The following is a 24,803-nucleotide window of genomic DNA, read 5'->3' as shown; positions in this document are numbered from 1 at the left end:
CCGTCTCCGCGACCGCGAAGGAAACGCCTTTGACCCGCCACGCCCCGCTTTCGTGTGATGGAGGTCGCCGAGGTTCTCCCCGAGTTCGCCGACGCTTTTGCCTTCGAGGAGTTCAACCGAATGCAACGCGAGGCACTGCCAGGGCTGCTTGATTCCGAGGAAAACGTGGTCGCGAGCGCGCCGACGGCGTCGGGCAAGACGGCCCTCGCCGAACTGGCGATCTGTAAGGCGCTCGCCGACGGCGGTACGGCGCTGTTTATCGCCCCGCTGCGGGCGCTGACCAACGAAAAGGAGGACGACTGGGACCGCTTCGAGGAACTCGACTACTCGGTGTACGTCGTCACGGGCGAGCGGGATCTGAACCCGCGGCGCGCGCGACGCGCGGACATCCTCGTGATGACGCCCGAAAAACTCGACTCGGCGACCCGCAAACACGACTCGCGACGCTACGACTTCGTCACCGACATCGACGTCTGTGTCATCGACGAGGTGCACCTGCTCGATGCCGACCGCAGAGGCTCGGTCCTCGAGGTCACGGTCTCCCGACTCCGACGGCTCTGTGCGCCCCGCGTCGTCGCGCTCTCGGCGACGATGCCCAACGTCGACGACGTCGCGGCGTGGCTCGATGCCCCCGAGGAGACCACCTTCGAGTTCGGCGACGAGTACCGCCCTGTCGACTTACACGCGGGCGTCAAGACCTACACCCACGGCGAGAACTCGTTTGCGGACAAGTACCGCCGCCTCTACCGCGCGCTCGATATCGCGGAACCCCACCTTCGCGAGGACGGGCAGGCGCTCGTGTTCGTCTCCTCCCGGCAGGATACCGTCCGCGCGGCCGAAAAAGCCAGAGACGAGATCGCCGAACGCGATATCCCGATGGGCGTTCGGGGCGATATCGACTTCCACGAAGAATCGAAGGAGGCACTCGACAACGACACACTGCGCAACTCGGTGCTCGACGGCGTCGCGTTCCACCACGCCGGCCTCTCGAAAGACGAGCGCGACCTCGTCGAGCAGTGGTTCAAAGAGGGCCACATCGAACTCCTGTTTTCGACGTCGACGCTCGCGTGGGGGGTCAACCTCCCCGCCCGCTGTGTCGTGATTCGGGACACGAAGCACCACGACCCACTCGAGGGCGAAGTCGACATGAGTCCGCTCGATGTCCTCCAGATGCTCGGCCGCGCCGGACGGCCCGGCTACGACGACGTCGGCTACGGCTGGGTCGTCTGTGACGGGTCGGATGCGGACAAGTACCGTCAACTGCTTCGGGACGGCAAGGAGATCGAGTCCCGCCTCGCCGAAACCTTAGAGACCCACCTCAACGCCGAGATCGCGATGGGGACGATCACCGATCTCGAGGACGTGATGGACTGGCTCGAGACGACCTTTTATTACGTCCGCGGGCAGTCCAAACCCGACGAATACGACTTTCCGAACCTCCGCCAGCGTGTCCGGGACTGCCTCGAGGGACTGGTCGATCGGGGCTTCGTCGAGACCGGCGAGAACCTCTCGATCGAGGCGACGCCACGGGGCGTGCTGGCCTCGAAGTACTATTTGCGCCTCGAGACGGCCGCGACGTTCGCTGAACTGTGTGATCGCGTCGATGCGGGTGCGACGCTCGAGCCAGCAGATATCCTCGAGGCCGTCGCGACTGCCGGCGAGTTCGACTCGGTGTCGGCCCGTCAGTCAGAACGCGATGCCATCAACGCCGTCCTCGTCGGTCAGGAGACGGGCGACCTCGAGGCCGGCCAGCGGAAGGTGCTCGCGATCTTGCGTGGGGCGGCAAGCGGCTCGACGCCGTCGGAACTGCGCAGTGACGCCTGGGTCATCCGACAAAACGCGACGCGACTCATCTCGGCGCTGGGGGCGTTTCTCGACCGACTCGCGGACCCCCACGCGGCGAACCTCGCCCGGCGGGTCGAAGCCCGGATCGAAAATGGCGTCGCCGAGGACGCGGTGGGGCTGACGGCCATCGACGGCGTCGGCCCCGGGCGGGCGAGCAAACTCGCGACGGAAGGGATCTCGACCCCAGAAGACGTCGTGGCAGCGGGCCTCGAGGGCCTCATCGACGCCGGCCTCTCGGAAGGCGTCGCCGAACGGGTCTACGAAGGAGCCCAGTCGCTGCCCGTCCTCGAGGTCGACTGGGGGGCGTTCCCCGAGTCGATCGCGACAGGCGAGAACGACGTCCGCGAGGTGACGGTCCGCAACGTCGGCGAACCCGCACGCGCCGGCATCCGCGTCACCGTCAACGGGGTCGAGATGAGCAGTACGAGCACGTATCTTCGCGACACGGAGACGCTTCCCGTCGGCGTCTTCGGGGCCGACGCGGACACCCTCGAGTTTACCGTCAGCGTCGCCATCCCCGAGGAGCCGCTGGTGCCACTTGAGGAGTCCCGAACCGTCGACGTCGTCTGAGACCCCTCGTTTTTCGACCCGCTGTCAGTCGGTGTACTGCGCTGCTGTGTCGCTCTCGACGGCCTCGAGAATCGTCTCTCGAAGCTCGGCAGGCGAATCGACGACGACGTCGGCCGGTGAGAGGTCAATCCCGTCGTGGGCATCGATCCGGTAGGCGACAACCGTGGTGTTGGCGCGTGCGGCTGCCTCGACCCCGTTTTCGGAATCCTCAACGACGAGACACGCCTCGGGTTCGACGCCGACCTCGGCGGCCGCGTACTCGAAGACGTCGGGTTCGGGCTTGCTCGCCCCGTCGATGTCGTCGGCGCTGATCACGTAATCGAACGCGTCCTCGAGGTCGAAGCGCTCGAGGACGATATTGATCCAGTCGTGGGGTGACGAGGAGACGATCGCCGTCTCGACGCCTCGATCCTCGAGTTCCGCGAGCAACTCGGGGAGGCCATCGAGCAGGTCGACGTGCTCGGTGTAGATTTCCTCGGCGGCGTCGGCAAAGCGGTCGACGAACGACTCACGGGAGATATCGGTGCCGTACTCGGCCTCGAGATAGTCGTATATTTCGCGGTAGTTCATTCCGCTGACCTCGGCGACGTCGACGTCCGCGTCGGGGACGGCCGCGGGGAGGATCTCCTCACGTTGGAACTCGACCCAGTAGTCCTCGCTGTTGACGATGACGCCGTCCATATCGAACAACACTGCGTGCATGTGAGCGGGCTACCCGGTCGCCACGGATAGCCGTTTGGCATGGTGCAACGGGATTTGGTCGGGATTGGCTCGTTCGGACTCTTGGCTGTGGCGCACGCGATCGGCTGGTCGAGTGAGACGAGGCCAGCCGATGAAACCGTGCGAGGGATGAGCGAGTCTCGCGAGCGAATCGGTTGGGGAGGACGTGGAACTCATCGCTGCCAGCGGGAAGCGTCCTCGAGATGACTCCAATTAGCCGAACACCTCGCCGCGGCGCTCGTGGACCATCAAGTCGGCGACCTCAGTTGCGATATCCGCGCCGAACTCCCGTTCGACAAGCCACAGCGCCAGATCGATGCCGGAAGTGACCCCACCCGCAGTCAACACGTCGCCGTCGTCGACGACCCGCTCGTCGACCACCCGTCCAGCGTGGGCCTCGAGGTCGTCCACGGCAACCGGGTGGGTTGCAGCAGGCCGGCCCTCGAGCAGTCCCGCTTCGGCGAGGATCATCGCACCGGTACAGACCGACGCGACCGTCGCCCCCGCTGTGTAGCAGTCGTTGACCGCCTCGGGCACGACGCCGTTCTCGACAGCCGCTCGAGCACCACCCGTCGTCGTCCAGCCGCCGCCGGGGATGATGAGGATGTCGGGCTCGTCGAGCGTCCCCTGCGGTTCGACGCGCAGGTCGTGGCTGGCAGTGACGAGATCGGTTTCCTCGAGTGTGACCAGCGACGTCTCGAGTGACGCGCCGAACTGAGCTGCGTTCTCGAACACTTCGTAGGGGCCGATCGCGTCGAGTTCGTCGAAGCCGTCGAACAGCACGATTTCTGCAGTCGTCTCGACCATGTCCGAGTATCACGGACGGTGGGGAAATTCGTTGTGTCTAGCTAGCTGGTGACACAACCTGACGATCGTCGTGGTGGCGAGCGCGCGCTGCGGCGAGGCCCCGTGGTTCGTCGATACGGCGTGGCACACCGGTTCCATCCGCGTCAAACGGGAGACAAAGCAACGAAAATGGTCCGAGAAACGGAGGCAAACCGTCGAAAACCGCGTTCACGGCATCCCCCCTTCAAGTCGGTCGAACCACCCAGAATCGGATGCACGCTATGAACCGAACAACGCTTATCGCAGCCGTCTTCGCGGTGTTGCTCGTGGCAACCGGATTCGCCGCCGCAGCACCCGGAAACGCACCCGCGTCCGTAGACGCAGGTGCAGACAGTACCGACAACCCAAACACTGAGAACGCGACAGATGCCGAGAACACGACCGAAGAGGAACACGCAGACGAACGCACTGACCGAAGCGCGAATGGAGCCGCTGGCAACGGCGCTGCCGACGAACGGAGTGAACAGGGCCCGAACGTCGACCTCCCCGACCAGGTCCCTGATCACGTCTCCGCGATCCACGACCGAATTTCGTCGTTCCTGAGCGGTGCCCTCGAGAGCCCGCTCGGCGATGCGATCAGCGAGGAGACGCCGGACGACGAGACTGCTGACGAAAGCGGCGACGTTACCGACGGCACCGGCGAGGCCGACGACGACGGAGACAAGTCGGACGACGACTAACTCGTCTCAGGACTGATCATTCTCTGCCCCCACTCACTCCGTCGATGGCCATCGGCCTCGAGGAGCGGTTTCTGACGTTCGCCGGAGCCTGCTGATCGGCGATGTCGCCATCCACGCCAGCACCACGTCGCCTCGAGCGCTCGAGACGACGCCCGCGCGGTGTCAACCGCGCTGCTGGACACTGGTCTGGGCGTTCCTCGAGTTGGTTGGCATCGGCCCGGTCTCGGCACTCGGCATGCCGGGTACCTGAATCACGTCTTCGCTGCCATTTTTCGCCACTGACACCACCCCGCTGACGCCTCCGCATATCGACCGACTGGACGATCGGGTTCGAGCGACAACCCCATCACGCAAGCTACTGTTTTATCGAATTGCCGTGCCACAGCGGGTAGTGAACGGAGAAAAACGGTATCAACGATACCAAAATCGGACTAATCATCTTCAGGGTATATCAGTAAATACTGATTCTACGCGAGTGTAATGAATCCAATCGACGACGTGGACCGACGCGACTATCTCAAATTAGCCGGCGGCGCTGTGGCTGGCAGTACGGTCGGGCTCAGTGGCTGTCTCAGCGGCAGCGATGACGACGCAGTTGAAACAGGAACGCTCGGAACGCAGGTTACCGACCAGCCCGGTGACATCGCAGACTTCGAGTCCTGTGTCGTGACGATTCAGGGAATCTGGATCAAACCTCGAGCCGAGGAGGGTGAAGCCGAGACTGACGAGACCGCAGACGAAGACGCCGAGACTGACGGAAACGAAACGGACGACCAGGACGAGGAGGACATCGATCAGAACGAGCGCAGGGAGTACCACGAATTCGACGAGCCACAGGAGGCTGACCTCGTGGAACTCCAGGGGGAGAACACACAGCTGATCGACGAACGAGAGCTCACAGCTCAAACGTACGAATATCTCCAGCTTGACGTGACCGACGTTGCGGGAGAACTGAAAGAAGACGGCGACGCGGAGGTTTCGACGCCCGGAAACGCACCGCTGCAGTTCAACGAGCGCTTCGAAATTCGACCGAACCAGCGGACCACGTTCGTCGGTGACTTTACACCCGTTCGTCAGGGCCAGCGGAACCGATATCTCTTGCAGCCGGTCGCACGGGGGACGCGGGTCGTGTACGAGGACAGCGAGGACGACACCACTGACTCGGAAACCGATACCGACAATTCCGAAGACGAGTAACCGTCTGGATTCACGGTGCGTGACGGTCCCGGATCGCTCGAAAACGACCACTATTCGGCGCAAATCGGGGCAAATCCGGTTGACGGACTGACTGGTTAATGTGGGTGAATATCCTTCATCTATTCGTGATGCAGAAACGAACGATACTCACGATCGCGATTGCGGTTGCGCTCCTCGTCAGCGCAACAGGTACTGTGGCGGCACAGCCAGCTGACGGCCCCCCGAACGACCTTCCGGACCCAGTCCCGGAGTTCGTCTCCGACATTCTCGGAGCGATCGCCGACTTCATCGGCGGTGCGCTCGAAGCACTCGGTGAGACCGTCCGAGGCCTCACCCCCGGTGGTGACGCAGCCGGGTCGAACACCGACGGGAGCTAAATTTCAGCCAACACATTTCAATCGAATATGGATTACAGAGCCGACAGAGCTGCTACAAACGCGTGCTATGGGTTTCGCATGGTTTAATGGAGGTGGCAGGTACTGACTCGTATGAACGTTCGCGTCGGCTTGACAATCGTCGTCGCGGTACTTCTGGTCGGGATGGGGCCGATTGCGGCCGCAAGTGGACCGACAGCCGTCGATCAGGACCAGTCAGCGCCGTTTACACTCCAGCAGGACCAACTCGACGCGGACGAGGTCCGAATGGACGTCACGCTCCAGGAGAACGGGACCGCCGAGTGGACCCTCGAGTTCTGGGTTCGGCTGGACGACGAGGAGAGCACGACGGCGTTCGAATCGCTCCAGGAGGACATTCGGAACGACCCCGACAATCACACGCAGTCGTTCGCCGACCGGATGAACGAGACGGTCGTCGCGGCGAGCGACGCCACGGGTCGTGAGATGTCCGCCGAGGGGTACAGCGTGAGTGCCGAGCGCCAGTCGTTCGCACGCGAATATGGCGTCATCAGATACACGTTCCGCTGGCACGGGTTCGGTGCCGTCGAGGCCGACGAGATCCACGCGGGCGACGCCATCGAGGGGATCTACATCGACGACGGGACGCGGTTGTTGGTCGCATGGCCAGATGGATACGAACTGCGTTCGGCTACGCCCGACCCGGACGAGGAACGCGAGCACGCAGTGATCTGGCGCGGCGGCGAGACCGACTTCATCGACGGGGAACCCCAGGTCGTCGTCACTGCCGGAGGCGGGCCGAGTACGGCGACGCTCGCAGGAGCTGCGGTCGTCGCACTCAGCCTTGGTGCCGTCGGCGTCTGGTGGTACCGAACCCGCGATCCGACGGCGGATCGATCGGCCAGCGGAGACGAGAATTCCGGCTCTGGGTCGGGATCTGCCCCCGCAGCCAGCACGGATACCGCGACCACGACGGCCTCGGCGATCGATGAATCGACGGCCTCGAGTCCGACCGAACCCGCCGAAACGGAACTGCTCAGCAACGAAGAACGGGTCCTCCGACTCGTCAGAGACAACGGCGGGCGGATGAAACAGCAAACGGCCGTCGAGGAACTCGGCTGGACCGACGCGAAAACCAGCAAGGTCGTCAGCGGACTGCGTGAGGAGGGCGACCTCGAGTCGTTCCGCCTCGGCCGCGAGAACGTGCTCTCGCTGCCCGACGCGGACGACGGGGTGACGGCGGAGGCCGGACATGACGGAACGGAATGACAGATACAGTACCGGGACGCTACGGATTCGATCGGACGAGCGCCAACGCCCCGATCAAACCGACGAAATCGCCGGACAACGGCGGGTCGAAAACGGCGTTGAATCGGGTTAACGGTCGTTGAAACAGGGTCATCGTCTCGAGCGTATATTAGTGAACGAATACAACAGCCACCAATGAATCGAACCACATCGATCACGCTGACAGCGATACTCGTCGTCGCGACGGTCGCGGTTCCGCTCGCAGCGGCGAGTGCCGTCCCGAGTAGTAGTGTCCAATCCGAATCCGGCGCGGGGAACGAATCGATCGCCCCCGGAGAGCGGTTCGCCGCCGCCGTCGGCGTCCAGAACGCCGAGATCAACGGCGACGTCTCGGAACGGACCTTCGAAGTCAGAATCGCGAACGCAGCGTCGGACGAAGCGAAAGCTGCCGTCGTCGCCGACCAGTTCGACGCGAGCGAAGCGCGCCAGACGGCACTCGAGGATCGACTCGCGGGGTTGAACGAGTCCCGCAACACCGGCGAACTCGGCGAGGGCCGCTATCAGGCGGAAGTCGCGCCGATCGTCGCTGAGATGCGGACTGTTGAACGGCAGGCTGCAGCAGCCGAGACGGTCGCAATGGAACTCCCCGAGGACGCACTCGATGACCAAGATGTCGACGTCGAAGCGATCCGCGCGCTCAGAGACCGCGCCGGCGAACGCGGCGGGCCGGAGACAGCGGCGATCGCTCGCTCGATCACCGGCGACGACATCGATCGATCGACGACCGACGACCGTACACCCGCTGACTCGACCGCCCGTCCCGGAGAGGGGCAAGCCGACGACCGGGACGACAATAGCGAACGCGATACCGTCGCGACGGCGACCGAAAACTGAACAGTGGCCGCAGTCGCACGGCCGTTTTTTGCTCATTGGTACCGTAGCGCAGTAGGATGGCCCACGCGTATGCGACAATCGACACGGCAACTGGAACCGCCGAAGACGTCTGTCAGACCCTGCACGGTACCGACGGCGTCGTCGAAGCCCACGTCATCGCGGGCGATTTCGACGTCATCGTCGAGTTAGCAGGCGACGATACTCAAGCGATTCTCGCGACGATCACCGAATCCGTTCGGCCCCTCGAGGGCGTCGGGGCGACGCGAACGTACGTCTGTCTCGACTGAGCCGTCCCGGTCGACGCGGCTCGAGCAGCCGCGGGTTTACATACGAAAGCGCGGCCAGACGGCCCATGATCGACGACGCGATCCGCGTGCTCGCGGGCGACTGTACCGTTATCACCGACGGCGCCGACCGCACGGAGTATCGCGGCCGAGTGACGACGATCGTCAAGCCCGACAACACCGTTCTGGTTCACGATGTCGACGGCTATCAGCCCGTGGCGTGGCTGACTCGAGCAGACAGCGTCTCGAGCGACCGGGCAAACGACTTCACGCTCGTCGCGAAAAAGGACACCCAGACGCTGCGGATCGCTGCCCACGATCAGGACGGCTTCGCCCACTACCCGGCGTCGGCGGCTGGGACGCCCGTCGGCGAGTGTCCGGACTGTGGCGGCACGCTCATCCGGTCAGGTGACGTCCACTGTATCGACTGCGGGAACCGTTATGGCATCCCGGCCGATGCGACGATCCGCGACGAGCAGTGTAACTGTGACTGTGGCCTCCCGCGGATGCGCGTCGAGCGCGGCCTCGCCTTCGACGTCTGTATCGACCGCAGCTGTGAGTCACTCGACGACGCGGTCCGGGAGGCGTTCGACCGCGAGTGGGACTGTCCAGAGCCGGGCTGTGACGGCGACCTGCGAATCCTTCGGCGGGGCGGGCTCATCGCCGGCTGTGAGCACTACCCCGAGTGCGACACCGGGTTCGCGATCCCCGCCGGCATCGTCACCGGCGACTGCGGCTGTGGGCTGCCTACCTTCGAAACACAAAGCGGCACCCGCTGTCTCGACGCGACCTGTGAGCGAGCGCTCGAGGGGACACTCGAGGCCGAATCGGCGGCAGACGACTGACCGATTTCCCTCTGCTGACCGACCCAGCCATCGAACGACAGCCACCCGACCAGCCACTTTCGGTGGGTGGGACTCTGCTCACGAAAGCCGCGAGTCACAAAATCGAGTGAGAACCGATCCGCAGTCACTTAGTTCCGGACAGCCAACGCCCGGGTATGACACTCGAGGGGCGGTTCGACGAAGCGGCAGGCGTCATCCGCGTGGGCGGCGACGCACGCCAGCGCTATCACGATTCACGGGGGTATGGCTATCCGCTCGAGGGAAACGAGATCGCGCTCGGACCCGTCGAGGCGGCCCACCTGCTCTATCGGGGCGACCTCGCGGCCGTCGTCACCGAGTCGGGCGAGCGACTCGAGTTCCGCTCATTTATGGCCCGCGAACCCGGCGAAAAGTTCGGCGTCCGATTCCTCGTCTACGCTGACCTACGAGAGCGTGGCTTTTACCTTTCGCCGGCCCGCGAACCCTGGATCGCCGACCCGCCCGAAGGCGAGACCGATTTCGCGGTGTTCCCGCGCGGCAAAGGCCCCAGCGACGGCGAGATCGAGTACGCCCTGCGGGTACTTGGCGAGCGAACCGACGTGCCGACGGCCGAACTCGAGGCCGGCGTGCTCGCCGTCGTCGACGAGGAGAGCGAGATTACCTACTTCGAGGTCTCGGAGCGCGATCCCTCGGGCTCGTCGACGGCGGCGCTGCCCGAGGGCTGTAACGCCGACCTGCTCGAGGACCGCGTTGTCGTCTGGGAGCCCCCGCTCGACCTCTACGAGCGCGGCTTCTACGGCCAGCCGCTCGAGGGGCGGGAGTACGACGAGCCGACGCTCCAGTGTTCGCTGCTCGAGGCGGCGTCTCTCGCCGAACGCGGCGTGATCGACCTCGAGCCGGAGACAGTCCGAAAACGGGGCCGCGAAGTCGAAGGCGAGCGCTTTACCCGCCGGCTGGCGGTCTACACTGCCCTGCGCGAGCGCGACGTCGTCCCCAAGACGGGCTACAAGTTCGGCGCGGACTTCCGAACGTATGCGAACGTCGAGTCCGTCGAGAATCTCGGTCACTCCGAGTTGCTGATTCGGGTCCATCCCGACGACCACGTCTTCGAGCCACGCGACCTCGCCCTCGACGTGCGCCTGGCCCACGGCGTGCGCAAGACGATGGTGTTCGCCCTCGTCGCCGACGACGGCGCAATCGACTGGTGGTCGATCGAGCGGCTGACACCCTGAAAAGACCGGCGTCGCTGTCGAGTCGGCTTCGTCTCGCTCCCTTGTGAACGGAATTATAAAAGTCTCCACGAACGAGGATTCCAGCATGCAACTCGAGGTAGTCGGACTCGGCGGCGCGGGCTGTCGACTCGCCGACGCGATTCGGGCCGCAGAGCCGGCGGATCACCCGTTTCTCACTGACGTCTTCGCGTTCGATACGGACGAAGCGTCCCTCCAGGGAACCGTCATCCCGGAGTCACACCGTGCCAAGTACGGACAGGGGACTGCCCTCGAGGAATCGGCTGGGCTCGAGGGCGACCTCGAGCAGGGCTTCGAAAGCGGCCAGAACGTCGTCGACGACCTCCTCGCGGTACGCGAACGAAGCGGGTCGACGGCTCCCGACGCCGTTCTCGTTACGGTCGGCCTCGGCGGCACGACCGGCGGGCCGACGGCACCCGCGCTGGTCGCCGCACTTCAGCGGGCCGTCGACGCGCCGGTGTACGTCCTCGCGACGCTGCCGGCCGACCGGGAGTTCGATCCCGACGTTGTGGCGGCCGACCGCGGGCCACACGCGGGGATGACCGCGACCACCGAAAGCGATGAGCCACCGCGGCCGGCCGCCGCGTCGCACGCGATCCGGACACTCGAGGCCCTCGAGGGCGTCGCGAGCGCGATCATGCTGTTCGACAACGAGACGTGGCTTCGGCCCGGCGAGACGGTCGCAGACGCGAGGAATCGGTCTAACCGCGAGCTGGCGACTCGAGTCGCAGCCATCTTCGCCGGCGGTGACGGCGAGTCGACTGGGGCTGTCGCGCAGAACGTCATCGATGCAAGCGACATCGAGCGGATCCTCGGTACCGAGTCGGCCGTCGTCAGCCTCGGCTATGGCGAGCAGGCGGTCGAGACGACCAGTTCACGGTTCGGCCTCGGCCTCCTGCCGACGGAGCGAGAGGTCGAGACGAGCGAGGCCGTCAGCGCCGTCGAGACCGTCGTTCGTAAGGGGATTCGCGGAAAACTCTCTTTGGAGTGCGACCCCGAGACGGCCGAGCGCGGCCTGCTGATCGTCGGTGGGCCGCCAGCCTGGCTCAACCGGCAGGCGATCGCCGAGGGCCGCCGGACGCTCCAGTCGACCGTCGGCGGCACCGGCGTGCTGGGCGGGGACGCACCGCGATCCAACGGCGAGACGGTCTTCGCCGCGGTCGTACTGGCCGGCGTCGAGTCAGGACGACTCGAGGAGCTGCGGGCGCTGGCTGACTGAAACTAACGGCTACGCAGCCACGACCCGCTTAGACGAACTCCTCGAGGAACCGCCGCCCGAGGACGACCTCCGTCCCGGCCAGCCCGACCGAGCAAAACAGCGTGACCTCGTCGTCGGATGTCCGCCCCAAGTCGGGCGTTTCGAGCACGGTGGCGAGTTCGACCATCCGCTCGCGGTCCGTGCCGGAGGCGATGTACGAGCGGTCGTAGTCGTCGACTTGCGGCAGCGAGTCGGTGGCGATGACGTCGGCGCGGTCGACCACCTCGAGCGGGAGTTCGTGGGCGTCTTCGAACCGCGGGCCGATCGTCGTCACGTGCATACCGGGCTCGAGCCAGGCGGGATCGAAGACGGGAGTCTCGCTGTTGGTCGCACAGACCAGCACGTCGGCCGCGTGGACGACGGATTTGGAATCGTCGACCGCCCGAACCGGCAGGTCGACGTCCTCGCCGACCGTCTCCGCGAACGTCGTCCGGCTCTCGACCGTCGGGCTGTAGACCAGTACCTCCTCGAACTCGCGGACTGCACAGGCCGCGCCGACCTGCGTTCGGGCCTGGAAGCCGCTGCCGAGAACCCCGAGTGTTGCGCTGTCGGCGGGAGCGAGCGCGTCGATTGCGACGCCGCCGATCCCGCCGGTTCGCAGGCCACCGGTAGCGTGGCCGACGAGCAGGCCCTCGAACGCGCCGCTGGTCGCGTCGAAGACCGCCACCAGTTGCGTCTGTTCGTCGCCAGTGTCGGGATAGTTGCCGTAGACGCGGAATCCGGACGCGTTCGTCGGGCCGGTTGCGGCTCCGACGGTGAACACCAGCTCGCCCGCGCCGGCGTTGACGTACCAGCGCGGCGGGGCCTCGAGCGTTCCCGCGGCGCGTTCGGCGAATGCGTCACGCATCGCGTCGACGACGGTCTCGTAGTTGAACTGCGCGTAGACGGCATCGTCCGTCAGGATGGGGAAACCAGCCATAGTCGACCACTCACACAGGAACGGTATAACAGTTTGACAGGGGTTCGAGCGGGTCAGGACTCCGACGAGCCGGGAATCGCCGCCCCCTCGTGCTCGAGCAGTTGCCGTTTCAGGTCCAGCCCGCCGCCGTAGCCGGTGAGCGAATCGACGCCGACGACTCGGTGACAGGGGACGATCACGGGGACGGGGTTTCGACCGCAGGCCTGGCCGACAGCGACCGGGGCCGTTTCGAGGGCAGCTGCGATGTCGCCGTACGTTCGTGTCTCGCCGGCGGGAATACGCATCATCGCCTGCATGACGGCCCCCGTGAAGTCGTCCGGATACTCGATCTCGAGATCGAACGCCGTCCGCTCACCGGCTTCGTACTCGCCGAGTTGCTCGTCGATCGTCGCCGGCGCTGCGTCGGTCCTCGAGTCGTCGATCTCGCGTTCGTGGCCGAACAATCGAATCTGCATCGGTCGCATCGTTCGTCGGCCAGGTGCTTTACGCTCTCGGCGCGGCTGGCGAGAGTCGATCTCGCAGCGAAGCCGAAGCCTTTTGCGCGCTGGCGCGCCAAAGCAGTCAGTAATGACCGGAGACGATCAACTCGAGGAGTCAGAGCAGGGGGAACCGTTGCCCGACGGCGGCGCTGCAGGTGCTGATGACGTTGCGCTCGATCCCTGGGGATCCTCGAGCGTCTCCGACTACCGGAAGCTGTTCGAGGAGTTCGGTATCGAGGAGTTCGACGCGGTGCTCGAGGAGGTTCCGAACCCCCACTATCTGATGCGCCGCGGCGTCATCTTCGGCCACCGAGATTACCGACCCGTCGCACGGGCACTGCAAAACGACGAGCCCGCGGCGGTCCTCTCGGGCTTTATGCCGACCGGCGATCCCCACATCGGCCACAAACTCGTCTTCGACGAGATCATCTGGCACCAACAGCAGGGGGCCGACGCCTACGCGCTGATCGCCGACTTAGAGGCCAACTCTGCCCGCGGGATGAGCTGGGATGAGATCGACGAGCACGCACGCAACTATCTCCTCTCGCTGTTGGCACTCGGCTTCGACCCCGAAGCGGGCGAACTCTACCGCCAGTCGGCAAACCGAGAGGTGCAGGATCTCGCGTTCGAACTCGGTGCTGAGGCCAACTTCTCGGAGCTCCAGGCAATCTACGGCTTCGACGGCGAGACCGACGTCTCGCACATGCAGTCGGTCGTCACCCAGATGGCCGACATCCTCTATCCGCAACTCGAGGAGCCCAAGCCGACTGTGATCCCCGTCGGCCCGGACCAGGACCCCCATGTTCGGCTGGCTCGAGACCTCGCCGAACGGATGCGCTTTTTCAAGGTCTCGGAGGCCTACGCCAGCTTCGAACTCGAGCCCGTCGAACGCGACCTCGTCGCGGAGTTCCACGAGCGACTCGAGCCCGCCGAGTTCGACGACGACACGCTGCGCTGTGTGCACGTCGCCGAGGCGCTCGAGGAGGCACCACTGTCGGAACTCGGCATCGCCGCGGACGTCCTGCGTTCGGTGCTGACGAAGCTGACCGAGGCCGGGATGGAGCCGATTCGGCCACGGACCCGGTTTTCCGACCGACGGGCGACCGAAGAAGCGTTCGATGCGCTGATCGACGCCATCGACGGCGAAAAACGCGTCTACGAGAACCATATCGACGCCTTCGAGATCGACCGCGACGAGGCCGAAGAACTCGCCCGACAGGTCGAAGTCGACACCGGCGGCTACGGCTTCCGCCCGCCGTCGTCGATCTATCACCGATTCATGACCGGGTTGACCGGCGGCAAAATGTCCTCCTCGATTCCAGCGAGCCACATCTCCCTGCTCGACGACCCCGAAGACGGCTACAACAAGGTGAAATCGGCGACCACGGGCGGTCGCGAGACGGCCGCAGAACAGCGCGAAAAAGGCGGGAAAGCCGACGAGTGTCCCGTCTACGAGCTGTACGCCTACCTGCTCGCCGGTGACGACGACGAGTTCGCCAAACGCGTCTACGACGAGTGTGTCGGGGGCGAGCGACTCTGTGGCGACTGTAAGGAGCAAGCGGCGCAGTTGATGAAGGAATTCCTCGAGGAGCATCAAGAGAAACGCGAGGACGTGGCGGACCTGCTCGAGGCGGCCGAGATCGAACTCGAGTCGCCGCGGCGACAATAACAGGGGCGGCGGTTTTCGTGATTAGGCGGCGCTCTTCTCGACGAGTGACTGCAGTTCGTGAGCGACGTTCGGCGGAACGATGAGCCGCCGCGGGCCGGCGACGTACTGACCGTCCGGCTGGGCGTACTCGAGTGTCAGGATCGTGGTGTCGCCGAGTCGGCGCGCAGAGATCCCCTCGATCAACTCGAGATCGATTGCCTGCTCCGGTTCGTAGAGATAGATCGTCCGCTCCTCGCGGTCGAGTGCGCCGACGGAGCGCAGAAACGAGGCGAGGGCAAGCGCGAGAAGCGCGAGCGGGATCGATAACGCGGCCAGCCCGGTAAACGGACCGGCACCGACCGCTAATAGCTCCCGTTGGGAGACGATTCGACCAACGATCATCAGCGCGCCAATGATGGCTATCATCGCGATGGTTCCGAGGGCTGCGTCTGCCGCGCGCTGGAGCCCCGGCCCCGTTGGCAGGTCGACCGGCAGCCGACGAGAGAGGGCTGCGACTCGTTGGTCGGTGTTGCTGGTCGCGGCGAAGGCGAACACGGTCACGACGAGTGCGGCGAAGAAGGCGATGACGATCGATCCGGTCCCGATCTGGCTGGCAAGATCGTACAGTCGCCAGAAGACGATGATTCCGATCGCGGCGAAGAACGTGCCGACACCGAACGACCACAGGAGACGAACGGTTCGAGACGTCGAGGCGTCGCGTCGCCACTGGATCATTTCGGAGTCGGGTGAATCCACGGCGTCCTCGTCCATAGATTGACTCACGACGCACGGTGTAAAGCCTGTTCGATGTCGAACAAACCCACTCAACGCTTGGGAACGGCTACCCCAGTACGGCTGCGATCACGGTAAAGCCGACGTAGGAAACGATGACCGAGCCGGCGAGCGAGCCAATCCATGCAAGAACAGTGTACCCCATTTTCCGGGCGCTGACGCCGCCGCCAGCGCCGGCTGCGGCGTACCCACTGCCGATGATCGCGCTGACGATAATCTCGTTGAACGAAACCGGAATGCCGTAAAGCACGGCCGTCTGTGCGATCATAAACGAGGGGATGAGCGCAGCGATCGACCGGCGTGGCCCGAGCGAGGAGTAGTCCTGTGAGATCGCCTTGATCATCCGCGGCGCGCCGGTCCACGACCCCAACAGGAGCCCGAAGCCGCCACCGACGAGCAACGCGATGAGGGGAAGACCGACGTCACCCGACAGCGGGATCAGCGGGCCGACTGCCAGACCGACCTGGCTCCCACCCGCCGAAAATGCGACCAATCCACCGAGGATGAGCAAAAAGTGGCGCTCGCCGCGTTCAATGTTGCCCCGGAGATCGAAGCCGATCATCCCTGCCCAGAGCGCCGCGATAATGCCCGTTACGGCGGCGGTACCGGCGAGGTCCGAGCCAGGCAGCCAGCCACTCGCGGCCTGGGCGATCGAGGCCCCGCCAGCTCCCGAGCCGAGGATCGCGAACTCGATGTTGGCGACGATGACGCCGATCAGCGCTGCACAGATCATGATCAGCGTCGATTCGCGGATCGGTTTACTCCGCAGCAGGCGAGCGATTCCGTAGGCGAGTCCACCGCCGACAAACGGTGTCAGAACCCAGAGCGTGGCGATTTCCTGGTATTTCGCCCACGCTGGGTCCCCGCCCATTGCGAGTCCGACACCGATGACCGCGCCGGTGACGGTAAAGGCAGTCGCGATCGGATACCCGGCGAAGACGCCGGTCGCGACCAGTCCGGCCGCAATAATGAGTGCGATCGTCGCCGCCATCGGCGACAGCGTCACGCCGCCGATCAGGTCAGCACCGACGGCTTCCGAGACGTTTGCCCCCTGCAAAACGGCCCCAGAAAAGCCAAGAATTCCGACGAGAAACCCGGCTCGCATTACCGAGATCGCGTTCGCACCGACTGCCGGCGCAAACGGCGTCGATCCGCTCGAGCCAGCACCGATCGCCCAGGCCATAAAGAGACTGGCCAGTGCAGCCACCAGAAACGTCCCGATCGTCACGAGCTCGACCATCTATCCCGCCCTTTCCAGCTAGCCCTACAAGTGTGTGCCGACCTTCGATTGCCAGTTCAGGCGCAAATATGCGTCGTAGCGATCGGTCGCAGTCCGTCGATCAGTTCGTCGTCGACTTCGAGTTGTCCTCGGGCTCCGGCGGCGGTTCCGCACCCTCGATCGCTTCGGCTGCGTCGGTGTCTTTTTCGACTTCGACGTGCCAGCGGTCGATCTCCTCGTCCATCTCGGCGAGTCGGTCGGAGACGTCGTCTTTGAGGGCGTCGTCGTTGATGTTGACCTCGAAGACGAACTGCTCGCCGTTATCGACGCCGCGAGTCGACTGTTGAATGTTGGCGCTGATGAGTTCGTTGTCGAAGTAGTACGGCGCGAGCTGGGTCATCACGTTCTGGTAAACCGTGTCCTCGACCCGGCGTAAGGCCTTGCGCCCGGCGGAGTCGGCCGCCCGCGCGACGTAGTCGATCGACTCCTTCCAGTTGTCCATCGCAGCCCCGGCGTCGTCTTCCTCGAGTTGCTCGTAGGACTCCGAGAGCTTTTCGCCGGCGGTCTTGATGTCTTCGTCCGGGTTTTTTCCGGCTTTCTCACCTTTGCCCTCCTCGACGCTTGCCTGGTCGGCCGTCTTCTCGCTGACGTCCGACTCGAGGGTCTCGTGGGCTTTCGGCCGCCACTCCTCCCAATCGTTGAACGCGCGGGTAAGGCGGGCGCCATAATCCTGCGCTGGATCATGGACCCCCGCGTCTCGGAGCGCACGCGTGATCCGTTCACCGTGCTCGACGACGTCGCCCCAGTCACCGCGAACCTTGAATCCCGAAATGCTCTCTTCCATTCGGCTGGCCGAGTGGTAGGAGGTGGACTGGTATAAACTTCTTCGCTGGCGAGCGACTGCATCGGCGCGTGTGATCGCTCGAGCATCGGTCGATGGTGCGGTTCTGGGGCAGTCTCGAGCGTCACCTCGACCGTCATGGAGACTGAGAGTGAGAACACGTTCACACAGCGGGCGCTGATCGATAACGTGAACTATCCGGCGACTGCCCTTACGGGTATGCCGATCGAAGACCGGGACAACGCACATCTCATTACCCACGCACTGGCAAAAGACACGCTCTCACGGCTTCGGGACGTCGAGACCGAGCAGGTCAGTTTCCGGAAGGGGCTGGTCAAACTCGGCCGCATCAGTGGCTACGAGATTATCGACGGCCGGATGGAAACCGAGTACGTCGAGATCGAGACGCCCCTCGAGCCGACGATGGGCGAGCGCGTCCGCGGCCTCGATGACGTCGTGATTATCAACGTCTTGCGCGCGGCGACGCCCTTTGTCGAAGGCCTGCTGAAGGCGTTCCCCCGTGCCCGACAGGGCGTCATCAGCGCGAGCCGCGACGAGGAGGCGGGCCGCGACGAGGACGGCTCGTTCCCGATCACCGTCGACTACGTGAAACTGCCCGAGATCACCGAGGACGACACCGTCATCATTGCCGACCCGATGCTCGCAACCGGGAGTACGATGTGTACCGTCCTTGAGCACGTCATCGAGAACTCGCCCGAACCCGAGAACCTGATCGTCCTCTCTGCGGTGTCGGCACCCGAAGGGCTGCTCCGTGTCGGTGAGGAACATCCCGAAGCCGACCTGTTGACGGTCTCGATCGACGACCGACTCGACGACAACGGCTTCATCGTCCCCGGACTGGGCGACGCTGGCGACCGAGCGTTCCGAACGACCTGAGACGGTCGGCTGTCCGTCTGACTTGCGCGCACTCGAGGTGCCGTCGCCTTTTTATCGGTCGGCCGTGACTCGCCGGTATGAACTACCGCGTCGTCGATCCCGACGACCTCGAGCCAGTCGAAGACCGACCCTGTGAGCTGCGCCGGCTGAGCGAGGCGGCGGGGCTGACGACCGTCGCGATTAACCGCTTCCGCGCCGAGCCGGGCGAACAGCTTCCACTGGCGTATCACTACCACGAGCATCAAGAGGAAGCGTTCGTCGTGGTCTCGGGCACGTTGCACGTCGAGACGCCCGACGGCGAGTTCGAGGTGCTCGAGGGCGAGGTGTTCGCAGCCGATACCGAAGCACCCCATCGAGCGTACAATCCCGACAGTGCCGACGAAGCGGTCGAAGTCATCGCAATCGGTGCACCGCCGTCCGACGACGCGGTCGCATACGAGCCCGACGAGTAGTAATCAGTGGGCGGACGGGTTCAGGATGGTGCCTCGAGGTGGGACCACGCTACCGGATCCATTCATTACACGTGCGGATGTACTGTTGGTCAATCTACCAGATAGGACAACTTCTCTCTCCGCCGGGTAGGAGACAAGCAAGAATCGGACAAATATATATCATCAGGTAGGTTCAAACTAGAATCATGACCGTCTATCGGTGACAGGAATGTGGTGCAGCTGTGACTCAGCTGGTAACCAAGCTCACTGACGAGACACTACTCAACGAGAGAGAAAGCGGGATAGAGCTCGCAAAATTGGGCGCTGGTGAGCCGGATTACCTACCGGAGGGATTCTATTTAGAGAATCCTGATGATAACCCCGTTCCGGGGGCAGACGGCTGGCCCCTGCTAAATCCGGAGGGCATGGTCGAAACGACACTAGATAAGGACGTCTCCTGTGACTGTTGTGGCCCTGACGGAAGGCAGGGACCCAATACGAACTGTCGGAACGATTACAAGATCGGCATTGAGCGGGGTGACTGCTGGACGGTTCACTGCGTAGCTCTTGACCCCGAAGCAGTCTACCGAGAAAGAGTTTCCCAGTGGCTTGAAAGTTCGATGGACACCCTGATATCTGCATGACTTGTACTGATCGCTGTGTAAGATGCTGGTCGACAACCCTAATCTCGACTACCGATAGCTGGCAGCGCTGACCCACGGGCGGTGCTCGTTATCAATTGGTACTCGAGGTATCGAGCCCGACGAGCGCGTTCACTGGACAGCGCTGGATGATCGCGGTCCCGATAATATCACTGCCGGCGATGAACGCGAGCGTTCCACCCGTTCGGTCTCGATTCCGGTAGCCAACCACCAGCAGCACGATTCCGAGGCCGATTCGCAGCATGCGATCGAATCCACCGACGTTCTTGTCCATACACGTTCACACGAGTGGCGCGATTGTAGTGGTTTCCCCGCACCCGAACCCCCTCGTTTCCGGTCGAACTCGGATCCAGCGGCGGTTACAGCCGGTTGGACAGCGTTCGAGTCCAACCGAAACGGACCTTTCCGACCGCCATCGGCTACCGGATTTTCGCGAACGCGGTGTCCATGGAACGACGGTTTCGCAGTCACCGAACGTCAATGTAGACGCTATCGCATACCGGCTATGCAATGGGTGTGCAAATTCGTTCTGTTGGGACGATATGAGGCCGTAGCGCGACTTGAAGGGGCGGACGGGTATCCGAATACGATAGTTCATTGACTCGTGAGTGAACAAGCATATTTCAGATGAAAACAGTGAATTGTTCACAATGATAAGGGAGATCGAAGCAGCTATTAACAGACTATAGATAAAAACGAGTATGGTTGGACATATGAAGAGGCGGAATTTCATCGCACTGAGCGGTGCCGCGGGACTCGCCGGGCTGGCCGGCTGTCTCGGTGGCGACGGTGACAACAGCAACCAGCTTTCGTGGCACGCCGGCGGTCAGGGCGGGACCTACTACCCGCTGTCCGGTGACTTCAAGACGATCGTCGACGCGGAGACGGATTACTCGCTGCAGGTCCAGTCGACCGGCGCAAGTACCGCAAACGTCGGGAGTCTCAACCGCGAGGAAGCCGACTTCGCGCTGATTCAAAACGACGTCGCCCACTTCGCGTACACTGGCACCGGCATCGAGGAGCTTCAGGGCACCGAGATGACGAACCTCCGCGGGGTCGCGTCGCTGTACCCCGAGACGATCCACGTCATCACGCAGGCCGACTCGGGCATCGAGACGATCGACGACCTCGAGGGACAGACGGTCAACACCGGCGACGCCGGCAGCGGCACGCAGGTCAACGCCCTGCAGATCCTCGAGTCCGCTGGCATCAGCGAGGGCGACTTCGACGAACAGAACGCCGACTTCGATACGGCGACCGACCAGATCAGTGACGGCGACATCGACGCTGCGTTCGTCGTCGCGGGCTGGCCCGCCGGCTCCGTCGAGAACCTCGCGACGACCAACGACATCTCGCTGGTCGAGATCAGCGGCGACACGCGCGACGCAGTCATGGGCGAAGCCGAGTGGTTCGCCGAGGACACGATTCCGGCAGACAGCTACGACGGTGTCGAAGAAGACGTCGAAACGGTCTCGGTGCAGGCGATGATCGCCACACACGAGGGTGTCGACGAGGACGTCGTCGAAGCGGTGACGGAAGCGATCTTCGAGAACCTCGACGACGTGTCGCGGAAAACGGAGTTCATCGACGTTGAGACGGCACAGGACGGGATGCCGATCGACCTCCACCCCGGTGCAGAAGCGTACTTCAACTAACCATCGGCTCGGCACAGCCGACAGTTCACAGTCGTGCATTTCCCGATTCACCGATACGTTGTCGTCGTCGTTGTCGCCGTTCTGATAGCAACTGGAGTCGTCCTCGCTGCGGTCCCGCCGGAGCAGACGCTCGTCGTCACCGACGCCGACTCCGGGGAGACGCTGCTCGAAGAACCGGTCGACGACGGCACGAACGTAACCCTCACCTACACACACAGCGTCGAGAAAACGCCGGTCGATGATATCTACGTCGTGGACGGCCCAACGCTTCGCATGGAGCGGACGGTCTTCCACTCACACGGCGCTGGATTACCGACGGACGAAAATATCACGCGGACTGCGGACGGGGACGGATTCGAGCTCTGGATAAACGAATCCTACGACGACGTCGTCGTCGCACCGCGGCCCGTTCCCGGTCACGAGCTCGTCGTCGACGACGAGCGACACGATCTGGTCGCAATGACCGATGGCTCGGTCGTCATTTCGGTGACCGAGCAGCGACTCCCGGGCCAGTTGCCGCTGGACCTCCAGGTCGACGATCGGTCCTCACAACTGATTCATTGATTGCTAGCTATGAGCGTAGACAACCGCGAGACGGAGACCCTCTCGGACGACGAACAGGACGACGTATTACAGGAGATCGAGCGGAGTCGAACCCACCGCGGCACTATCGCTGCGCTCGTCGCGCTGATCGCGATTGGGTTCTCGGCGTTTCAGCTCTGGATCGCCGCCCAAAGCTATCAGTTCGGCCCGTTCGGATCGCTCCAGCAACTGCAAGTCAACACGATCCACGTAACGTTCGCGCTGGTGCTTGCGCTCCTGTTGTTCCCGGCGAGTCGGGGCGACGGCTTCGTCGCCAGACGGCTCGGCGCACTCGAGGCCGCCGTCCGTGACCGATTCGGAACGGAGAGTGCGGTAACCAGCGTCGTCGAGCGACTCGGCGACGGCGTTCGCTGGGCGGCGGTCGATCGGGACCTTCGTCGGGTGACACCGCTCGACGTCGTGCTTATCGGTCTCTCGTTGCTTCCCGTCTATTACACCGTCACCGAGTACGACGAGATCCAGCGAATGTCCCTTTTCGGCATTCAGGGCGTCCGTCCGATCCACGAGCTCTACCCGACGCTCGAGCCGGTCGTGACGACCCTCGCTGCGGTCGGAATTCCGCTCGACGGCGTCTCCTATGGCTACCTGCTCGGCATCGTCGGCATCCTGCTGGTACTCGAGGCGACCCGACGAACGCTCGGCATCGTGCTCATGTCGCTGATCGCGTCGTTCATCGTCTACGCTCGCTGGGGGTATGTTATCCCGAGCGATTCGGCCATCGGGGCGCTGGCGATCCAGCCCGAAAGCTGGGGGAACATCGTCTACAACCTCTGGTACATCACGGAAGCGGGGATGATGAGCACGCCCGTCACCGTCAGCGTTCGTTTCATCTACATCTTCATCCTCTTCGGGGCGTTCCTCGAGATGAGCGGCGCGGGTAAGTGGTTCATCGATCTCGCGTACTCGCTAACCGGGACGAAACGCGGCGGCCCGGCCAAAGCGAGCGTCGTCTCGAGTGGCTTCATGGGGATGCTCTCCGGATCGTCGATCGCGAACACCGTCACGACGGGCGCGTTCACGATCCCGCTGATGAAGCGAGCCGGGTACTCCCCCGAGTTCTCCGGGGCCGTCGAGTCGTCGTCGTCATCCGGCGGCCAGATGCTCCCGCCGGTAATGGGGGCCGCTGCGTTCCTCATCGTCGAGTTCACGGGGACGGCCTACGGGGACGTCATCATCGCCGCGACGCTGCCCGCGATTGCCTTCTTCTTCGGGATGTGGATCATGGTCCACTTCGAAGCCGTTCGGGGTAGTATCGGCGGCCTCTCGAAAGATGACCTCCCGAATCCGATCGCGGAACTTCGGTCCGGCTGGTTCTATCTGCTCCCGATCGTCCTCCTGTTGTACTTCCTCGTCATTGCCCGATTCTCGATCAATCGGGCCGGCTGGTATACGATCGTCGCCGTTGTCGCCTTGCTCGCTGTCGTCGCCGCTTACAACGACCGAACGCGTGTCCCGCTGTTCGGCACGATCGGGGCGCTGTATCTAGCACAGACCGCAGCCTACGCGGTCGCCGGCGGCGGCCTCGTCTCGGCACTGCAGACGCTCGCCGGCGCTGGCACGGCCGCCGACGCGTACACGATTGGTGCGGCCGCGACCGCAGCGGTGTCGGATCTCGGAACGATCGTGATCCTCGTCAGCGTCGCGTTCTTGCTCGCTCGACCGCACGGTGACGCGCCGCTGCTCGAGTTCCAAGACGACGTCGAGACGGCCGCCACGCGGACCGCGACGACAATCGGGCGGCCGAAACTGGCCTCAAACCGAGCCTACCGGTACGCGATGTTCATCGGCAAATCGATGGAATCCGGCGCGCGAACCGCGACAACTGTCGTCGTCGCCGTCGCCGCCGCCGGCGTCGTGCCGGGGGTCATCAGCGTCTCCGGCCTTGGGCCCAACCTCGCGGCGCTCATCAACGCCGTCAGCGGCGGGTCGACCCTGATCCTGCTCGTGTTGACTGGCTTCGCCGCGATCATCTTCGGCATGGGGATGCCGACGACCGCGATGTATATCATCCTCGTCGCGATGCTCGAGACGCCGATTCGAGACGTCGGCATCGCGGTGCTGGCCGGCCACCTCTTTATCCTCTACTTCGGGCTCATGGCCGACGTCACGCCGCCGGTCGCCGTCGCGGCGTTCGCTGGCGCTGGCGTCGCCAAGGCCGACGAACTCAAGACGGCGATCACCGCGTTCTTGCTCTCGCTGAACAAGATCCTGGTGCCGTTTGCGTTCGTCTTCTCGCCCGGCATCCTCATGCTCCGACAGGGAACGGAGGGCTGGAACGTCATCGGCTGGGCCGACGTTACCGACCTCGGCTTCTTCCTCCCCGCAGTCGTGATCCCCGTCGTCGGGATGTTCCTCGGCGTCTACGCCCTCGGCGTGACGATCATCGGACACCAGTACTCGAGCGTTTCGTCCGTCGAGCGGATCGCCTACTCGCTCGCCTCGGTGTTGTTGATGGTGCCGGAACTGCTCTTGCTCGTCGTCGAAGGGCTGGCGGCCGTCGCCGGAGTCAACCTCTCGCTGACCACCTTCGCGGTGACCTTCCCGCTTCGCGCCGTCGGGCTGGTGTTGCTCGCCGGCCTGAGCTACAGCAACCGCTCGCGCGCACGGAAGGGTGGGAAACGCGATGAGACGGCCGAGTCCGCTGTCACCTCCCCGACTGCGGGCGACGCCTGAGACCGTCGCCAGTCT

At 64.0% G+C, this 24,803-nt stretch carries 25 protein-coding genes; 17 read left to right on the top strand and 8 right to left on the bottom strand.

Going from position 1 to position 24,803, the window contains the following annotated elements; all coding sequences use genetic code 11:
* Nucleotides 1-57 precede the first annotated feature (57 nt).
* The gene (locus tag BW940_RS14950) at nt 58-2,415 is read left to right on the top strand and encodes a DEAD/DEAH box helicase (protein ID WP_076610013.1); all 2,358 of its coding nucleotides are present in this window, start codon (nt 58-60) and stop codon (nt 2,413-2,415) included.
* 24 nt (nt 2,416-2,439) lie between these two features.
* Here the strand turns inward: BW940_RS14950 and BW940_RS14945 are convergent, their stop codons facing one another.
* Nucleotides 2,440-3,117, bottom strand: a complete 678-nt coding sequence (locus tag BW940_RS14945) for an HAD family hydrolase (protein WP_076610012.1) — start codon at nt 3,115-3,117, stop codon at nt 2,440-2,442.
* A 231-nt stretch (nt 3,118-3,348) separates the two neighbouring features.
* The gene (locus tag BW940_RS14940) at nt 3,349-3,942 is read right to left on the bottom strand and encodes a DJ-1/PfpI family protein (RefSeq protein WP_076610011.1); all 594 of its coding nucleotides are present in this window, start codon (nt 3,940-3,942) and stop codon (nt 3,349-3,351) included.
* Nucleotides 3,943-4,202: 260 nt separating this feature from the next.
* Between BW940_RS14940 and BW940_RS14935 the strand changes: the two genes are divergently transcribed.
* The 9 genes from BW940_RS14935 (at nt 4,203) to BW940_RS14895 (ending at nt 11,930) form a co-directional block, all read left to right on the top strand.
* Nucleotides 4,203-4,661: a hypothetical protein gene (locus BW940_RS14935; RefSeq protein WP_084776783.1), complete on the top strand. Its 459-nt coding sequence runs from the start codon at nt 4,203-4,205 to the stop codon at nt 4,659-4,661.
* A gap of 480 nt (nt 4,662-5,141) precedes the next feature.
* Nucleotides 5,142-5,858 (top strand): DUF4382 domain-containing protein, encoded by a 717-nt coding sequence (locus tag BW940_RS14930; protein WP_076610009.1) that lies wholly within the window; start codon nt 5,142-5,144, stop codon nt 5,856-5,858.
* Nucleotides 5,859-5,986: 128 nt separating this feature from the next.
* Complete coding sequence (locus tag BW940_RS14925; protein WP_076610008.1) at nt 5,987-6,235, top strand: hypothetical protein; 249 nt, start codon at nt 5,987-5,989, stop codon at nt 6,233-6,235.
* Between the two features lie 111 nt (nt 6,236-6,346).
* Nucleotides 6,347-7,480 (top strand): helix-turn-helix transcriptional regulator, encoded by a 1,134-nt coding sequence (locus BW940_RS14920; protein ID WP_076610007.1) that lies wholly within the window; start codon nt 6,347-6,349, stop codon nt 7,478-7,480.
* A 174-nt stretch (nt 7,481-7,654) separates the two neighbouring features.
* Nucleotides 7,655-8,353: a hypothetical protein gene (locus tag BW940_RS14915; RefSeq protein ID WP_076610006.1), complete on the top strand. Its 699-nt coding sequence runs from the start codon at nt 7,655-7,657 to the stop codon at nt 8,351-8,353.
* 56 nt (nt 8,354-8,409) lie between these two features.
* A complete protein-coding gene (locus BW940_RS14910) occupies nt 8,410-8,640 on the top strand; it encodes an Lrp/AsnC family transcriptional regulator (RefSeq protein WP_076610005.1) in 231 nt (76 codons plus the stop codon).
* A 65-nt stretch (nt 8,641-8,705) separates the two neighbouring features.
* A complete protein-coding gene (locus BW940_RS14905; RefSeq protein WP_076610004.1) occupies nt 8,706-9,482 on the top strand; it encodes a PDDEXK family nuclease in 777 nt (258 codons plus the stop codon).
* A 155-nt stretch (nt 9,483-9,637) separates the two neighbouring features.
* Nucleotides 9,638-10,693 carry a tRNA-intron lyase gene (endA, locus tag BW940_RS14900; RefSeq protein ID WP_076610003.1) on the top strand — a complete coding sequence of 352 codons (1,056 nt, stop codon included), beginning with the start codon at nt 9,638-9,640 and terminating at the stop codon, nt 10,691-10,693.
* 85 nt (nt 10,694-10,778) lie between these two features.
* The gene (locus BW940_RS14895; RefSeq protein WP_076610002.1) at nt 10,779-11,930 is read left to right on the top strand and encodes an FtsZ/tubulin family protein; all 1,152 of its coding nucleotides are present in this window, start codon (nt 10,779-10,781) and stop codon (nt 11,928-11,930) included.
* Between the two features lie 28 nt (nt 11,931-11,958).
* Here the strand turns inward: BW940_RS14895 and BW940_RS14890 are convergent, their stop codons facing one another.
* Complete coding sequence (locus tag BW940_RS14890; protein ID WP_076610001.1) at nt 11,959-12,888, bottom strand: ornithine cyclodeaminase family protein; 930 nt, start codon at nt 12,886-12,888, stop codon at nt 11,959-11,961.
* Between the two features lie 53 nt (nt 12,889-12,941).
* Complete coding sequence (locus tag BW940_RS14885) at nt 12,942-13,343, bottom strand: methylated-DNA--[protein]-cysteine S-methyltransferase (protein WP_076610000.1); 402 nt, start codon at nt 13,341-13,343, stop codon at nt 12,942-12,944.
* 112 nt (nt 13,344-13,455) lie between these two features.
* Between BW940_RS14885 and BW940_RS14880 the strand changes: the two genes are divergently transcribed.
* A complete protein-coding gene (locus BW940_RS14880) occupies nt 13,456-15,036 on the top strand; it encodes a tryptophan--tRNA ligase (RefSeq protein ID WP_076609999.1) in 1,581 nt (526 codons plus the stop codon).
* Between the two features lie 21 nt (nt 15,037-15,057).
* Here the strand turns inward: BW940_RS14880 and BW940_RS14875 are convergent, their stop codons facing one another.
* From BW940_RS14875 to BW940_RS14865, 3 genes are all read right to left on the bottom strand, one after another.
* Nucleotides 15,058-15,786 carry a hypothetical protein gene (locus BW940_RS14875; protein ID WP_076609998.1) on the bottom strand — a complete coding sequence of 243 codons (729 nt, stop codon included), beginning with the start codon at nt 15,784-15,786 and terminating at the stop codon, nt 15,058-15,060.
* A gap of 70 nt (nt 15,787-15,856) precedes the next feature.
* Nucleotides 15,857-17,047 (bottom strand): inorganic phosphate transporter, encoded by a 1,191-nt coding sequence (locus BW940_RS14870; protein ID WP_076609997.1) that lies wholly within the window; start codon nt 17,045-17,047, stop codon nt 15,857-15,859.
* A gap of 100 nt (nt 17,048-17,147) precedes the next feature.
* A complete protein-coding gene (locus tag BW940_RS14865; RefSeq protein WP_076609996.1) occupies nt 17,148-17,870 on the bottom strand; it encodes a DUF5828 family protein in 723 nt (240 codons plus the stop codon).
* A 216-nt stretch (nt 17,871-18,086) separates the two neighbouring features.
* Between BW940_RS14865 and upp the strand changes: the two genes are divergently transcribed.
* The 3 genes from upp to BW940_RS14850 all read left to right on the top strand — a co-directional run bounded on the left by upp (nt 18,087) and on the right by BW940_RS14850 (nt 19,839).
* On the top strand, nt 18,087-18,764 hold the full coding sequence (upp, locus tag BW940_RS14860; protein WP_006065462.1) for a uracil phosphoribosyltransferase: 678 nt from the start codon (nt 18,087-18,089) through the stop codon (nt 18,762-18,764).
* Nucleotides 18,765-18,841: 77 nt separating this feature from the next.
* Nucleotides 18,842-19,216 carry a cupin domain-containing protein gene (locus BW940_RS14855; RefSeq protein ID WP_076609995.1) on the top strand — a complete coding sequence of 125 codons (375 nt, stop codon included), beginning with the start codon at nt 18,842-18,844 and terminating at the stop codon, nt 19,214-19,216.
* Between the two features lie 221 nt (nt 19,217-19,437).
* The gene (locus tag BW940_RS14850; RefSeq protein ID WP_076609994.1) at nt 19,438-19,839 is read left to right on the top strand and encodes a hypothetical protein; all 402 of its coding nucleotides are present in this window, start codon (nt 19,438-19,440) and stop codon (nt 19,837-19,839) included.
* Nucleotides 19,840-19,930: 91 nt separating this feature from the next.
* On the opposite strand, the gene BW940_RS14845 is transcribed toward BW940_RS14850, so the two are convergent.
* The gene (locus tag BW940_RS14845; RefSeq protein WP_076609993.1) at nt 19,931-20,131 is read right to left on the bottom strand and encodes a YgaP family membrane protein; all 201 of its coding nucleotides are present in this window, start codon (nt 20,129-20,131) and stop codon (nt 19,931-19,933) included.
* Between the two features lie 427 nt (nt 20,132-20,558).
* Between BW940_RS14845 and BW940_RS14840 the strand changes: the two genes are divergently transcribed.
* The 3 genes from BW940_RS14840 to BW940_RS14830 are packed head-to-tail and all read left to right on the top strand — an operon-like array spanning nt 20,559 to nt 24,788.
* On the top strand, nt 20,559-21,512 hold the full coding sequence (locus BW940_RS14840; RefSeq protein ID WP_076609992.1) for a TAXI family TRAP transporter solute-binding subunit: 954 nt from the start codon (nt 20,559-20,561) through the stop codon (nt 21,510-21,512).
* 33 nt (nt 21,513-21,545) lie between these two features.
* Nucleotides 21,546-22,076 (top strand): DUF1850 domain-containing protein, encoded by a 531-nt coding sequence (locus BW940_RS14835; protein WP_076609991.1) that lies wholly within the window; start codon nt 21,546-21,548, stop codon nt 22,074-22,076.
* Between the two features lie 9 nt (nt 22,077-22,085).
* Nucleotides 22,086-24,788 (top strand): TRAP transporter permease, encoded by a 2,703-nt coding sequence (locus BW940_RS14830; protein ID WP_076609990.1) that lies wholly within the window; start codon nt 22,086-22,088, stop codon nt 24,786-24,788.
* Nucleotides 24,789-24,803: the final 15 nt, after the last annotated feature.

The sequence above is a fragment of the Natronorubrum thiooxidans genome (assembly GCF_900156475.1).
Classification (GTDB): domain Archaea; phylum Halobacteriota; class Halobacteria; order Halobacteriales; family Natrialbaceae; genus Natronorubrum; species Natronorubrum thiooxidans.
Note: the sequence above shows the minus strand (reverse complement) of the source record. Positions and strands in the feature narration are given on the sequence as shown.